This window comes from Microbulbifer sp. JSM ZJ756 (genome assembly GCF_044383805.1).
Classification (GTDB): Bacteria; Pseudomonadota; Gammaproteobacteria; order Pseudomonadales; family Cellvibrionaceae; genus Microbulbifer; species Microbulbifer zhoushanensis.
Genome location: NZ_JBISER010000007.1, coordinates 14,973 through 28,735, shown reverse-complemented (window position 1 = coordinate 28,735; position 13,763 = coordinate 14,973). Strand labels below are relative to the sequence as shown.

General features: G+C 60.7%; 12 protein-coding genes. 2 read left to right on the top strand and 10 right to left on the bottom strand.

Annotated elements, in window-relative coordinates; translation table 11 throughout:
- Positions 1-168: 168 nt before the first annotated feature.
- Positions 169-1,977, top strand: coding sequence for a translational GTPase TypA (gene typA, locus ACH6CX_RS12155; protein WP_232940089.1), 1,809 nt, complete (start codon positions 169-171; stop codon positions 1,975-1,977).
- A 147-nt stretch (positions 1,978-2,124) separates the two neighbouring features.
- On the opposite strand, the gene ACH6CX_RS12150 is transcribed toward typA, so the two are convergent.
- Complete coding sequence (locus ACH6CX_RS12150) at positions 2,125-2,646, bottom strand: macro domain-containing protein (RefSeq protein WP_237062064.1); 522 nt, start codon at positions 2,644-2,646, stop codon at positions 2,125-2,127.
- A gap of 240 nt (positions 2,647-2,886) precedes the next feature.
- Here ACH6CX_RS12150 and ACH6CX_RS12145 point away from each other — a divergent pair, with 240 nt between their 5' ends.
- The gene (locus ACH6CX_RS12145; protein ID WP_396675477.1) at positions 2,887-3,960 is read left to right on the top strand and encodes a diguanylate cyclase; all 1,074 of its coding nucleotides are present in this window, start codon (positions 2,887-2,889) and stop codon (positions 3,958-3,960) included.
- Between the two features lie 57 nt (positions 3,961-4,017).
- Here ACH6CX_RS12145 and ACH6CX_RS12140 read toward each other — a convergent pair whose 3' ends face one another.
- The 9 genes from ACH6CX_RS12140 to ACH6CX_RS12100 all read right to left on the bottom strand — a co-directional run bounded on the left by ACH6CX_RS12140 (position 4,018) and on the right by ACH6CX_RS12100 (position 13,686).
- Positions 4,018-4,794, bottom strand: coding sequence for an outer membrane protein (locus ACH6CX_RS12140; protein ID WP_396675476.1), 777 nt, complete (start codon positions 4,792-4,794; stop codon positions 4,018-4,020).
- A 311-nt stretch (positions 4,795-5,105) separates the two neighbouring features.
- Positions 5,106-5,879 (bottom strand): outer membrane protein, encoded by a 774-nt coding sequence (locus ACH6CX_RS12135; protein WP_396675475.1) that lies wholly within the window; start codon positions 5,877-5,879, stop codon positions 5,106-5,108.
- A 215-nt stretch (positions 5,880-6,094) separates the two neighbouring features.
- The gene (locus tag ACH6CX_RS12130; protein WP_237062069.1) at positions 6,095-6,850 is read right to left on the bottom strand and encodes a VIT1/CCC1 transporter family protein; all 756 of its coding nucleotides are present in this window, start codon (positions 6,848-6,850) and stop codon (positions 6,095-6,097) included.
- Between the two features lie 84 nt (positions 6,851-6,934).
- On the bottom strand, positions 6,935-7,948 hold the full coding sequence (locus ACH6CX_RS12125) for a phytanoyl-CoA dioxygenase family protein (protein ID WP_396675474.1): 1,014 nt from the start codon (positions 7,946-7,948) through the stop codon (positions 6,935-6,937).
- A 220-nt stretch (positions 7,949-8,168) separates the two neighbouring features.
- The gene (locus ACH6CX_RS12120; RefSeq protein WP_334078411.1) at positions 8,169-8,948 is read right to left on the bottom strand and encodes a hypothetical protein; all 780 of its coding nucleotides are present in this window, start codon (positions 8,946-8,948) and stop codon (positions 8,169-8,171) included.
- A 28-nt stretch (positions 8,949-8,976) separates the two neighbouring features.
- The gene (locus ACH6CX_RS12115; RefSeq protein WP_396675473.1) at positions 8,977-10,128 is read right to left on the bottom strand and encodes a PQQ-dependent sugar dehydrogenase; all 1,152 of its coding nucleotides are present in this window, start codon (positions 10,126-10,128) and stop codon (positions 8,977-8,979) included.
- Positions 10,129-10,303: 175 nt separating this feature from the next.
- The gene (locus ACH6CX_RS12110) at positions 10,304-12,214 is read right to left on the bottom strand and encodes a DUF885 domain-containing protein (RefSeq protein ID WP_396675472.1); all 1,911 of its coding nucleotides are present in this window, start codon (positions 12,212-12,214) and stop codon (positions 10,304-10,306) included.
- Positions 12,215-12,347: 133 nt separating this feature from the next.
- On the bottom strand, positions 12,348-12,851 hold the full coding sequence (locus tag ACH6CX_RS12105) for an MgtC/SapB family protein (RefSeq protein WP_232940103.1): 504 nt from the start codon (positions 12,849-12,851) through the stop codon (positions 12,348-12,350).
- A complete protein-coding gene (locus ACH6CX_RS12100) occupies positions 12,844-13,686 on the bottom strand; it encodes a mechanosensitive ion channel family protein (protein WP_237062078.1) in 843 nt (280 codons plus the stop codon). The genes ACH6CX_RS12105 and ACH6CX_RS12100 overlap by 8 nt, the downstream gene beginning before the upstream one ends.
- Between the last annotated feature and the right edge of the window lie 77 nt (positions 13,687-13,763).

Here is a 13,763-nt window from a genome sequence, read left to right as displayed (position 1 = left end):
AGACCGGCCAAAATTGACCACTTTTTATGCAAAAGCAGCTCGCAGTTGTCACGCTTGGCCACTATAATCGCCGCCTTTGGCCGGAGAGCCGCTGCCCGTCAGCCCCCGCCCCGATACATTTGACGCGACAGTCAGGGGACTGCGCGCTTTACCCCTCAGAGGTTCATAGTGATAGACAACCTGCGCAATATTGCGATCATCGCCCACGTAGACCACGGCAAGACCACCCTGGTGGACAAGCTGCTGCAGCAGTCCGGCACCCTGGACCGCCGCGACGAGGGCGCGGAACGCGTAATGGACTCCAACGACCAGGAGCGTGAGCGCGGCATCACCATCCTGGCCAAGAACACCGCCATCCGCTGGCACGACTACCGCATCAACATCGTCGACACCCCCGGGCACGCCGACTTCGGCGGCGAGGTGGAGCGCGTCCTGTCCATGGTGGATAGCGTGCTGTTGCTGGTGGATGCCGTGGACGGCCCCATGCCGCAGACCCGTTTCGTGACCCAGAAGGCCTTCGAGCAGGGCCTCAACCCGATCGTGGTGATCAACAAGATCGACCGCCCCGGCGCGCGCCCCGACTGGGTGATGGACCAGGTGTTCGACCTGTTCGACAGCCTCGGCGCCACCGACGAGCAGCTGGACTTCCCGGTGGTCTACGCCTCCGCCCTGAACGGCATCGCCGGCCTGGACGACACCGACATGGCCGACGACATGACGCCGCTGTTCCAGATGATCGTGGACAAGGTCGAAGCGCCGAAAGTCGACGAGAAAGGCCCGTTCCAGATGCAGGTGTCCGCACTGGACTACAACAGCTATGTGGGCGTGATCGGCGTGGGCCGTATCACCCGCGGCACCCTCAAACCCAACCAGCAGGTAGTGGTGCTGGACCGCGAGGGCAACCAGCGCAAGGCCAAGGTACTGCAGGTGATGGGCTACCTGGGCCTGGAGCGCGTGGAAGTGGAGCAGGCCAGCGCCGGTGACATCGTCTGCATCACCGGTGTGGGCGAACTGAACATCTCCGATACCCTGTGCAACCCGGAAAACCCCGAGGCCCTGCCGGCGCTGTCCGTCGACGAGCCCACCGTGAGCATGACCTTCCAGGTGAACGACTCGCCGTTTGCCGGCCAGGACGGCAAGTTCGTCACCTCGCGCAATATCAAGGAGCGCCTGGAACAGGAGCTGATCCACAACGTGGCGCTGCGCGTGGAGCAGGGCGATTCCCCGGAAAAATTCAAGGTGTCCGGCCGCGGCGAACTGCACCTGTCGGTGCTGATCGAGACCATGCGCCGGGAAGGTTTTGAGCTGGGCGTATCCCGCCCGGAAGTGGTACAGAAAGAAGTCGACGGCGAGATCCAGGAGCCCTACGAGGAGGTGGTGGCCGACGTCGAGGAGCAGCACCAGGGTGCGGTGATGGAAGAGCTGGGCCTGCGCAAGGCAGAGCTCAAGAACATGGAGCCCGATGGCAAGGGCCGTGTGCGCCTGACCTTTATCGTGCCGTCCCGCGGCATGATCGGCTTCCGCTCACAGTTCCTGACCATGACCAGCGGCTCCGGCATCATGACCAGCATCTTCGACCACTACGGCCCGGTGAAAATGGGTGACGTGGGCAAGCGCATCAACGGTGTGATGGTCTCAATGGTCAAGGGCAAGACCCTGGCCTACGCCCTGTACACACTGCAGGACCGTGGCCGCCTGTTCCTGGGCCACGGTGAGGATATCTACGAAGGCCAGATAGTGGGTATTCACTCCCGCAACAATGACCTGGTGGTAAACCCCACCAAGGCCAAGCAGCTGACCAACGTGCGCGCCGCCGGTACCGACGAGGCCCTGACCCTGACCCCGCCGATCCGCCACACGCTGGAACAGGCACTGGAGTTTATCGAGGACGATGAGCTGGTGGAGGTGACCCCGAACCACCTGCGCCTGCGCAAGAAGATCCTGCAGGAAAACATGCGCAAGCGCGCCAAGAAGTAAGCACTCGTTAACTTCAGAGTGCAAAGAGAAAGGCGGGCCACTGGCCCGCCTTTTTCGTTTCCGCTCTCCCGCCAGGCCGCAGGCCCGCCTGTCCGCTAAATCCGAGGCCCCGCATGGACTGGCTGCCGGTAGCGGCCACCACTGCGGTCATGACGGTGTAAAGAACCTGCGCTCCACCTGCTGCCATTCAGCCAGTGCCGCAGGGGTGTGGAGGCAAACCGTAATCTGGCTAAATTCATGCGCCCGCGGGTGCAGCACTTCCAGTGCCTGGTGCGCGGCGATACTGTGCGGAAAGCGATTGGTGCCCGCCCCCAGGGCGGGAAACAGCAACGTATCTATTTTTCCCTGTCGCGCCAGGTCCAGCACACTGTGATAGCACTGGCGTAACTCGACCAGCGCCCGGGCACCCCACTGGTCGCCACTACTCCACTGTGGTGTCACCGTGTGCAACAGGTATTTCACCGGCAGGTTGTATGCGCGAGTCATGCGCGCCTCGCCCACCCCGCACTCAGCGACATGCACACAGGCATCCCGCAGCGGCTCACCGCCGCGCTCGTATACCTGTGCCGACAGCCCGCGCCCGGGTATCAGGTGCTTGTGAGCCGGGCAGACCAGGGCCCCGGCACGCAAAGTCAGGATATTTCCACAAGTCAGTCTCAGGGGTTCCAAAAGTGCACAATTCCGCAGTCAAGTTGCTGTTAAAACTATAGCCGGGCTTTGGCGGCGCAAAAAATCACAATATACTCGGCGGTTTATCTAAATATTTAGATTTGCGCCATGCGCACCACGCCGCCGGATCCCGGGGTATCCTGCAACGGCGGCGCAACAACGATCACTTTAAGACATCCGGGCCATGCCGGAGTCAGCGGGCCCACAGGAGTTTTGAGGCCCGTTACACAGGAATTCCCAATGGGTTCAGGGCATCAGGACAGCACCGCACACAATCCCGCCGCCAGGTCTATGGAACTCGACCTGCGCCGGCGGGTGCAGGCCTCCGGCTATATGCTGATCTTCTCGCTCGCCATCACTGCCGCCATGGCGGTACTGGCGCTCACGGACGGCGCACTGCTGCAGTCCCTGACCCTGCTTGGTGTGACAGCACTGATCCTCGCCATCTATATCGGCATCAACCTGGTGAACCCCAGCAGCAAGACACCGGTCCTGGTCACCTGCCTGTTACTGGTCCTGTACTTCTACCTGCTGCTTTCCGGCGGCGTCAACAATACCGGCCTGATGTGGGCAGTGATGCTGGTGCCGGGTTTTATCAACCTGTTCGGTTACCGCCTTGGCACCCTGGTGCTTATGGCGGTGGGCGCCGCCACGGCTCTGGTGCTCTTCTATCCGGATTTCCCCGGGCTGGCAGCAGAGTATGACGTCGCCTATCGCGCCCGTTTTATTGCCGTGTTCGGTGCCCTGACCGCACTGACTGCGCTACTGGACAGCAGCCGGGACGAGGCACAGAAACTGCTCAATACCCTCACCGTAGAACTCGAGAACCATGCCGCCACCGATGCGCTTACCGGTCTCGCCAACCGGCGCGAGGCCTACCGGGTTCTACAGGAACTGGAACGGGCCGGCCAGGCGCTGGGTGAATACGCCATATTGATCGGCGACCTGGACCACTTCAAGGCACTCAATGACAGTCGCGGCCATAACTTCGGCGACCGTGTATTGAAAGACGTGGCGGCAGTGCTGAAAGGTAATACCCGTTCCGGCGACCTGGTGGCGCGCTGGGGGGGCGAGGAATTCCTGGTGCTGCTTCCCAATACCGGCACCAGCGGCGCTTCCGTGCTGGCGGAGAAGCTCCGCCAGAAGGTGGAGGCGCTGGGCCACCAGTACGAACCGCCCGCGCGCCTGTCCATGAGTTTCGGCGTCGCTGCGTCCAGTGATGGCACACAGAACCAGACTGAGCTGCTGGCCGAGGCCGATGCGCGCCTTTATCGCGCCAAGCACGCGGGTCGCAACCAGGTGGTAGTCGCCTGAAACAGCGACGCGCGGGTGTGCCCGCATACCCGCGGTCGCCCTGTCAGACGTTAGTACTCAGAAGTGCCAGCGCGCGCCGATCTCGACAATCAGGCTCTCGGTATCGATATCGAAATCAGCCGGCAACAAACGCGAGCGAACCTCGGCGTCGTCCGTTTCACGCCAGCGCAAACCGCCAAAATAGGTAAGCTCATCGGTGCACAGGTAATTGATGCCACCCATTAGCTGCCAGGCGAAGACACTATCGTCATCATCGACGATACGCACGTCCGAGGGTTTGTAGTCCACGTCCACCCAGGCATTGCCCAGGCCCGCACCGAGGTAGGGCTGCCACTGCGTCCCGGTATCGAAGTCGTAATACGCGTTGAAGAACACAAAGTCGGTACTGACATCACCCTGGCCGCCATCGACGAGCTCACCCACAGTGACACCGAGTGGCTCAAGCTGTCCGGTCAGGAGCACAGCGGCATCCACTCCGTCGATATTTACACCGCCAACACGCACATTTTTGTGGGACTCCACGTCGTGTTCGGCCCAGGCGTACTCCACTTCAAAGCGCCACTCGCGCATGCGCCAACCGGCGGCCAGCTGGACACCCCAGCTGCTGTCGATATCCGTATCCCAGCGCAGCCGGGTGCCGCGCGGAATGACCACACCGGATGGAATCGCCACCCCCTCTCCGGTGACAAAGTCACCGGTAAAGCGGCCATCGGTATCGATATCATCCATGTCATTCCAGCTTACCGAACCACTGATATAGAAATCTTCGGCATGTGCGGAGACGGAAGCGAGGGCTGCCGCCAGTGCTGTCATAGCTAGCTTCTTGCTGATCATAATTACATCCTGTAATTGCATATTCGCCTGGAATATTTACGTGGACGCACGACCGGCGGACCTCTGTCCAGCGATAAGTGCCGTTTAAAAACCTGCAGACTTTCAGCGCGATTCTGGTTAACACGCCATGCCGGTTCAAAACTGATCCACAGCACTCACGGGGGAAATACTCTCCCGCTTCTCTCACGATAGACCTGATTTTCAACGACAGGAGGAATGCAATACTCACTAATTAAAAACGGGCGCCACGAGCGGCAGTTGAATTCCTGCCACCCGTGACGCCCGCAACATCGTACCGGTCTGTCTCCTGGTCAGAACTGCCAGCGGGTGCCAACTTCGGCGAGGAAACTGTCAGCGCCAATTTCAAACTCGGCCGGGAACAGGCTTGCATTCACGGACAGGTCATCAGTCTGGCGCCAGCGCAGGCCACCGAATACTTCCAGTTGTTCGCTCACGGCCAGGCTCGCACCGCCCATAAACTGGTAGGCAAGCACACTGTCGTCGTCCTCGATGATGCTGACGCCGGAGGGGCTGTAGTCCACATCAATCATTGCGTTACCGATACCGGCACCAATATATGGCGTCAACGCTGTGCCGAGGTCGAAATCGTAATAGGCATTTACGAACAGGTAATCCGCACTGATTTCCCCTTCACCTGCTGCCACCAGGTCAGCGACGGTGACATCCAGGTTGTCCTGCCGACCACTGATCAGCACCGCTGCATCTTCCCCGTCCAGTGGAATACCCGCAGCAGAAACACTCCCGTGGGAGTCAATATCGTTGTCGGCCATGGAGTACTCGGCCTCGAAACGCCACTGGTCGATTCCATAACCTACAGCAAAGGAGATCGCGGTACCGCTGTCGACACTGGTATCCCAGTTCACGCCGGTACCGGCCGGCAGGGGGGTGCCCACCGGAATATTGGTGCCTGCACCGGTGGTAAAGTCACTGGAAAAAGCGCCGGCAGTGTCTATATCGTCCAGGTCGTTGTAGCCGATATTACCGCTGACATAGATCCCTTCCGCCATGGCCGCGGTGGAAAACGCACAGCCCAGCATTGCACTAAACAAAATATTCTTACGCATTTGGTTGCTCCCCTGATCTGGTTTCGGTGCATCACTTGCTCTGGCATATCAAGTGGTGCGGGCTTGTCTACGGGGGAGCATCGAATGGCAGATTAACCGGATTCCTGCAATGGAGGGAATTTGTGAGCGGGTTTCCAGTTTCAACGAAACAATGCATGGCCGCTAATCCGGATTTGCATGGCCCCCGTAAACCCACAACTTGGCGCTGCCGTAAATTATGAGCCAGAGGTGAACTTATTGAGTAAATAACCAACCAGGAACGCCAGCAGTGCCGCGCTGCCCCCAAGCAGTAGCGTGCGCCCCCCGGCGCTCAGCAGCGAACTACCATTGACGAAGCCCTTGCCCACGCCCACGGCAAAAAAAGCGAGTCCTGACAGCCCGGCACTCAGGTAAAACCGCACTGGTTCTGCCAACCCGGGCAAAAGAAAGGGAACCAGCGGCACGGCACCAACCAGCAGGAATGCGGAAAAGGTGACAATGGAAGAACGCAATGGGCTGGCCCGCGTCGGGCTGATGCCATGTTCCTCGGTCAACATGGTTTCCACCCACAGCTTCCGGTCGCGACAGATCGTGGACACGATTTCCTCAAGTGTCGCATCGCGAAAACCCTTGGCGGCGAAGATCTGGCGAATTTCCTCGCGCTCCCCCTCCGGCACCAGGTCTATATGCCGCTCTTCCGTGCGGCGAATGGCAAATTCGTGGTCGAGCTGCGCCTGTATCGCCTCATAGTTGCTGACCGCCATACTGAAGCCGTCCGCCAGCAGGTTGGCAAAGCCCATGATTATCACCACGATTGAAGGGAAGCCGGCGCCATAGGCGCCGGATACAATCGCAAAGGTAGTGACGCACCCGTCGATGGCGCCCAGCACAAAATCCCCGAGTGTTGGCGGGCGCGAGGGCTCGCGCAATCGCCGGGCGATATTTTCTGGGCGATGCTGGCGCCGCAGGGCTTGTCTGCCCGGCTCATCCATTTCGGTAACCTTCCCTTCTGCCCAGCGGGCCGATGTAAGGCAGTTTAGCTTTTTACTATCGACCCGTTTGTGGCCAGTCCGGGATCAGGCAGCGAGGTTCACCGGCGCCGTGTCCCGGTTACTGAGAAAGTCCGGGCGCGGTTCCTGCCCACCAAATGGCGCGCGAGGCCGGTTATGTACGCTGTTGTAGACGCACATCATCACTTGTCGCGGATTGCTGGAAATATTGTCGGGGGAACCATGCAGGAGGTTGCATTCATGGATCACCAGCGTACCGGGCCGGCCCGTGATGGCGCGAATTTCCCGGTCGCGAAGAATTTCATTCATGGTATCAGGCTGTGGCACGCCGAGTTTCTGTTGTCGCAGGGAAGTTTTATAGTTGTCCCTGCCGGTCCGGCCCCTGCAGGAGATAAACAGGTGGTGGGAGCCCGGGATTACATAGAGTGGGCCGTTGTGGTCGTGGTTTTCACTGAGCATGATCCACGCGGTAAGTGCCCGCATACGCGGCATGCCATCCTCCACGTGCCAGGTTTCAAAATCCGAGTGCCAGGCAAACGATCTGCCGGTATAGGCCGGCTTGTTATTAACCCGCGATTGCATCAAGTAGACATCTGAGCCAAGCAGCTGCTGCACCATGGGCAGCACTTTCGGATGCCGGAAAAATTCGTTCGCCACTGAGCTGAAGCGGCAGGGATTGAAGATTGTGCGGAGTTCCTTGCCCTGGGGTTCAAACACAAGCTCTTCACGACCCGCCAGTGAATGCTGCATTCGCACCACTTCTTCCTGCAGCGGTTCTACCATTTCGGGCATAAAATCCGGAAAAACCAGATAACCGTTTTTTTCGTACTGGGCCAGCTGCATCTGATTGAGGGGATTACTGGTATCCGGCGCCTGATCATGGAAAACCACCGGATCCTGTCGGGGGATGATTTGTTCCCTGCCGCCAATGCGCGAAGGGTACAGATCACCAGTCATAGGCATTCTTCCTCCTGTGATTAATTCTATCAGTGCACATATTGTCCCGGATGGGCAAACACCATGCGGTATTTTGTCGGGGAAATGTGGCCTGAACGGCCTGCCGCAGTGGGCAGCAACCACCAGGTGGTGACGGGTCCCATGGATGGACTCGCTGCACCAGTGTGAATTACCCTGCATTGCGCAGGGCAGGGAACACGGTGCCTGTTCAGCGGGCGCAAAACTTAATGGTTCCGGCGTTTTGTTGTCAAGCTGTTGCTGGCGGAAGAGGGAGGTGGGGGCCGTAACATAGTGGGGGGCCACCCGCGCACAAACTTTTTTGCACACGGGTGGGCAGTGCGGTTTATTCGCGCACGATAAAGCTCACCCGGTCCACGCCGGTATTACCGGTACGCTCGTCGAATGCATAGACCAGTAATTCGTAAACACCCGGTTCTTCGGGGGCCAGGGAAGCGGCAAAAGTATTGTCAGTATCGGTCATCGCCAACGGAATAGTCCGGTAGGCCTTGCCGTCTTTCTTGACCAGCGCCGCTACCTCCATCTTGCTGCCGTCCCAGAGTCCCCCATCGCTAATCGGGCAACCACACATCATTACCACATTGGCGCGAATCTCGAACGGGGCTTCTGCCATGGTGGTATAGCGATGGGTCTGCGGGCTGAGAATGTCCACTACCATGCCGGGAATCTCGATCACCAGCCCGTCACCGTCAATCGACTTGCCAGGCACCAGCCAGGTCTGGGTGGAGGCAAGCACCCGCGCCTGCTTCTTGATATAGGGCGCCAGTACCTCAATGGTGACGAATACCGGCTCCTCGATATCCAGTTCGGCGCGGAAGGCCGCGGCCCCTTCGCCTATCTCCTGGTAGCGGGAATGTGGCTGGCGCATGATGGTGTCGGTATTACCGGTACTGCCGCTGGTTATGCCTTCAGCCAGGATGGTGCCGCTCTCGGCATCACGGATCCTTACCGAGGCGCCACCGATCGACGAGCCAATAAACTTTGCGTCCTTGGCCCGGGCACGCACCACCACCTCGGTCGGCTCCGCCTGCACGGCGGCAATATCGCCAAGCAGGAATACCAGCCCGAGACAAAACAGCGGGAATATTTTTGCCATTTTCTTCATGGGGAGTTTCTCCAGGTTCAGCACGGGCTCAGTTCTCTACCGGCTCGAGACGAAAGAGGCCGCCGTCGGGCAGGTCGTTCAGCAGGTAAATATAGCCATCCCGGCCCTGGCGTACATCGCGGATACGGCCCAGTTCACCTTCAATCAGGGTCTCGGTGGACTGCACATCGTCACCCTGCAGCACCACACGCAGCAGTTTTTCACTGCCCAGGCCGCCGGCCAGTAGATTGCCGCGCCACCTGGGGAAACGATCACTGTCCACAGCCGCCAGGCCCGAGGGGGCAAAGCGACCGCTGTAGATATGCCGCGCCTCGCGCATGCCGGGCATGCTGGCCTTGCCAATCGGCGCCTTCGAGCTGTATTCCTTGCTGCGGGTGGCCTCCGGCCAACCGTAGTTTACGCCGGGCTCGATCAGGTTCAGCTCGTCCCCGGTGCGGGCCGCATGCTCGCTGGCCCAGATTCGGCCATCGGCACCCACTGCCAGCCCCTGGATATTGCGGTTGCCGTAGCTGAAGATTTCATCGTGGCCTTCTTCCTTCCCGGCAAAGGGATTATCGGCTGGCGCGCCACCGGTCTCGGTCAGGCGCAGCACACTGCCGGCGTGGTCATTGATATCCTGAGCGCGGGAGCGGTCCACACCACGGTCGCCAATGGTCATCAACAGGGTGCCATCCTTGCGCCAGGCCAGCCGGGAGCCGTAGTGGCGGCCCGGGGAAGAGAAGCGGTCCTGCACAAAGAGCTCTTTGACATCGACCAGGGCGCCGTCACCCAGCCGCGCACGGGCCAGCGCGGTCGCGGTGCCGTCGTCGCCGGGCTTGGAGAAAGTCATGTACACCCAGTCGTGCTCACCGTCGCCGTATCCTGGGTGCAGCACTACGTCCAGTAAGCCACCCTGGCCCATGGCCGAGACTTCCGGCACGCCATCGATGTAGCTGACCTCATCACCGTCCACCAGCGCCAGGCGACCGCCGCGCTCAGTCACCAGGAAACGTCCGTCGGGCAGTTGTGCGACACCCCAGGGATGCTTGAATCCCCCTGCCAGTTTCACGATCCGGAAACCATGCTCCTCTGATTGCACGTTTTCCTCGACAACTTCCGCAGCATTGGCGGCTGTGGCAAAGGCCCCACACAGGGCGAGCGTGCGGGCCAGTCTCCGCACCGCGTTCAGCAGGTCTGTCATGGTGTACTCCTCACCGTCATTTTTTCTATTGGCCCGATGCTACTGCCCCCACGGCAAGAACACAAAGCGGGCCGGTAATCGCCGGGTACAAAAAAAGCCGGGCGTTGCCCGGCTCCTGGATCAACTGGATCCTTTGTTACCGTGCCTGCCTATACGACAGGGAACGGCGGCAAGATCAGCTGCCCTTGGTTTCCTCGATCCAGCGATTTACACGCTCCTCCAGCATCGGCAGGGGCAGCGCGCCACCACCAAGCACGGTGTCGTGGAAGCCCCGGATATCGAACTTGTCGCCAAGCTCCTGCTTCGCTTTCTCGCGCAGCTCCTGGATCTTCAGCATGCCGATCTTGTAGGAAGTGGCCTGGCCCGGCAGGGTCAGGTAGCGGCGCACTTCGGAGCGCACTGCGCCTTCCGGGATGGCAGAGTTTTCCAGGAAGTATTCCACCGCCTGGTCCTGGCTCCAGCCCTTGGAGTGCATACCGGTATCCACCACCAGGCGAATCGCGCGCCACATTTCCGCGGTCAGGCGGCCGAAGTCCTTGTAGGGATCCTCGAACTGGCCCATTTCCTTGGAGAGTGTCTCGGAATACAGCGCCCAACCCTCGATATACGGGGTAAAGTGGGCCTGGGTGCGGAATTGCGGGATACCTTCCAGCTCCTGGGCGATGGAGATCTGCATATGGTGACCGGGGCTGCCCTCGTGATAGGTCACGGTTTCCATGTCAGTGGTGGACAACGCGCTCATATCGGCCATGTGCACATAGTAAACACCCGGGCGCGAGCCGTCCGGGGTACCGGATTGGTAGTGCTGCGCACCGCCCGGCACTTCACGGAAGGGCTCGACGCGCTTCACCACCAGGTCCGCCTTGGGCAGGATGCCGAAGTACTCCGGCAGTTTCTCCTTGATATCGGCGAGGAAGCCACGGGTCTCTTCCAGGTAACCCTCGCGCCCCTCATCGGTGTTCGGGTAGTAGAACTGGTCGTCGGTGCGGATAAAGGTGAAGAACTCCTGCAGGTTGCCGTCGAAGTTCACCTGCTCCTTGATTCCCTCCATTTCCTTGCGGATCCGCGCCACCTCGTCCAGGCCGATCTGGTGTACCTCGTCTGCCGTCAGCGGCAGGGTGGTGTAATAGGCCAGGCGGTTGTTGTAGTAGGCATCACCGTCGGGCAGGCTGGAAACACCCTGCGGTTCCTCATCGGCATTAACGCGGTCTTTTTCCAGCCAGGCTATGTAGGCATCGTAGGACGGCTTGAACTCTTCTTTCAGGGCGCTTTCCACCTGGTCCAGCAGCGCCGACGCTTTTTCGTCATCGATCTTGCCGGCTTCTTTCAGGCCCTCGATCTTGCCTTTGGCGTCCGCAAACAGAGGCGCATCTTCCTCGCCAGCGAAGGGCTGGCCGGTGATGACATTGTTGGCGCGCTTGATCGCCAGGTCGTAGGCGAACTGCGGCGGGCGGATATCCTTGCTGGCGGAGAGCTGGGCGCGCTCCAGCAGCTGGCCCAGGGCACGGGAGACACCGCCGATACGGGCGATGTAGGCATCCATGTCCTCGACCGTGTCCACCTTGTGCTGGTTGATCAGGAAGGTGGGCAGGGAGGCCTCGGGGCCGTACAGTTCGCTGGCGAAGTAGGCGTGGTTCCAGAAGGGCTTGTTGGCCTTGGCCTGCTCGTACTGGAAAATCCACAGGTCGTAGGATTCCTTGCCGGCAGTGCTCAGGCTGTCGTAGTCGAACTTTTCCTTCAGCTCCTCGACGGTCTTGGCCTTCCATTCCAGCTCGCGCTCACTGGCGGCCAGGCTCATATCGTCAATCTGGTCGTAGAGTTCCTTGCGGCCCAGGTAGCTGAGCTGCATGGGGCTGAACTGGAGCTCCTCCTCGAAGCGCTCATCCAGCCACTCGGTCAGGCGCGCTGTTTCCGCCGCCGGGTCGGTCGCCTTGTCACCGGCGGGGGCCGCGGCCTCGGACACCTGGGCGCTCTGCGCCTGTTGTGCGGCATCGGCGGCCTGGTTCGGGTCTTCCCCCTGGCACCCGGAAAGGATCGCCAGCGCCAGCAGGCTGGGAATAAATGGGCTGTTCAGATTGCTTCGCATCTCTTTGCCTCGGTTAATTTTTAAACAGAAAAACGCCCAATACTTTGCCATGCTTTGGCATCGTAGTCGACGCAGGACAGGTTATTTTCAGGCAGGCTCCCGGCCCCGTACGGCAGGCTGACGAGCCCTCCGCTCAGCCGTCGCCGGGTTCGGCCTCACCGGCGATCGTCCGCCGGCGGCGCCAGCGCCGGTAGCGGGTATGCACACCGCGGGTAAACAGGGACGAATATTCTTCCAGAATATCCACCCCGAGGAGCACGAACAGCACCAGCCCGGCCAGGACCACCGCAGTGCCCGGCGCGCCGAAACCAATCAGGGTGCCTATGGCCGCCTGGACCCAGATGGTGGCCGCGGAGGTGACTCCCACCACCACACCGTCGCGCGCCAGCATCACGCCGGCGCCGAGGAAACCGATACCGGTAATGACCTGCCCCAGTACTCGCGCCCGGTCGGGCCCGCCTCCCAGTGATACCGCCAGAGCGGTGAAGGCATAGGTGCCCAGCACAATCAGGATCGAGGTACGGATACCGACCGGTTTACCGCGCAACTGTCGCTCCAGGCCGATGGCTCCCGCGCACAGCATGGCGGTCAGGACACCGCCCCAGTCGAGCGGGGCGATGGTGAGCCAGTCACTCATGCTCGATTTTCTCCAGCGGTTGCCGGGCCACCTGGTTAACAATATGCAGCTCGCGCTGCGGGAAGGGAATCGACAGGCCTTCCGCCTCCAGGGCCGGCTTCAGCTTGGCCATCAGTGACCAGTAGACATCCCAGTACTCTTCAGTACGTGTCCAGGCGCGCATATGCAGATTCACCGAGCTGTCGGCCAGCGCGCGCACGGCAAACGCGGGCTCGGGTTCCGGTAGCAGGCGCTCTTCCTCGGCCACCAGCCGGCGCAGCACCTCGATGCCCTTATCGATGCTGTCGCCATAGGCGATGCTGGCAATGATCTCGATACGGCGGGTGGCGTTGCGGCTGAAGTTGGTCAGGGTCTGGCCCCAGACATTGCTGTTTGGGGCAGAAATACTCAGGCCGTCCACGGTATCCAGCTGGGTGGTAAACAGGCCCACTTCCTTGACCGTGCCCAGGGTGTCGCCGAACTGGATAAAGTCGCCGACGCGGAAGGGACGCAGGCCCAGCAGGATAAAGCCCGCAGCAATATTCTGCAGGGTGTCCTTGAGCGCCAGGCCGACGGCGATACCCGCCGCACCCAGCAGGGCCACGACGCTGGTGGTATTCACCCCGAAGCGCCCCAGCACCATCAGCAGGCCGATAATGTACACGGTCCATGCGGCCATATTGGCGAGCACGGGGATCAGCAGCGCATCCAGCTTACCGCTCAGGCGCTTTACGCCCCGGCGCGCGAGCCGGGCGGCGATCGCGGTGGCGACCAGGATCAGGATCGCCGCGCCGAGATTCAGTGCCAGCGCCATCAGCTGCGGCCAGTACTCTTCCAGCAGTGCGTTGAAGTCCATCAGTCTCTCCCTGGATAAGTATTCAAGAAAAGGAGCATACGTTAATCGGTGCAGTCACTGCACGCCCGCGTTATGCC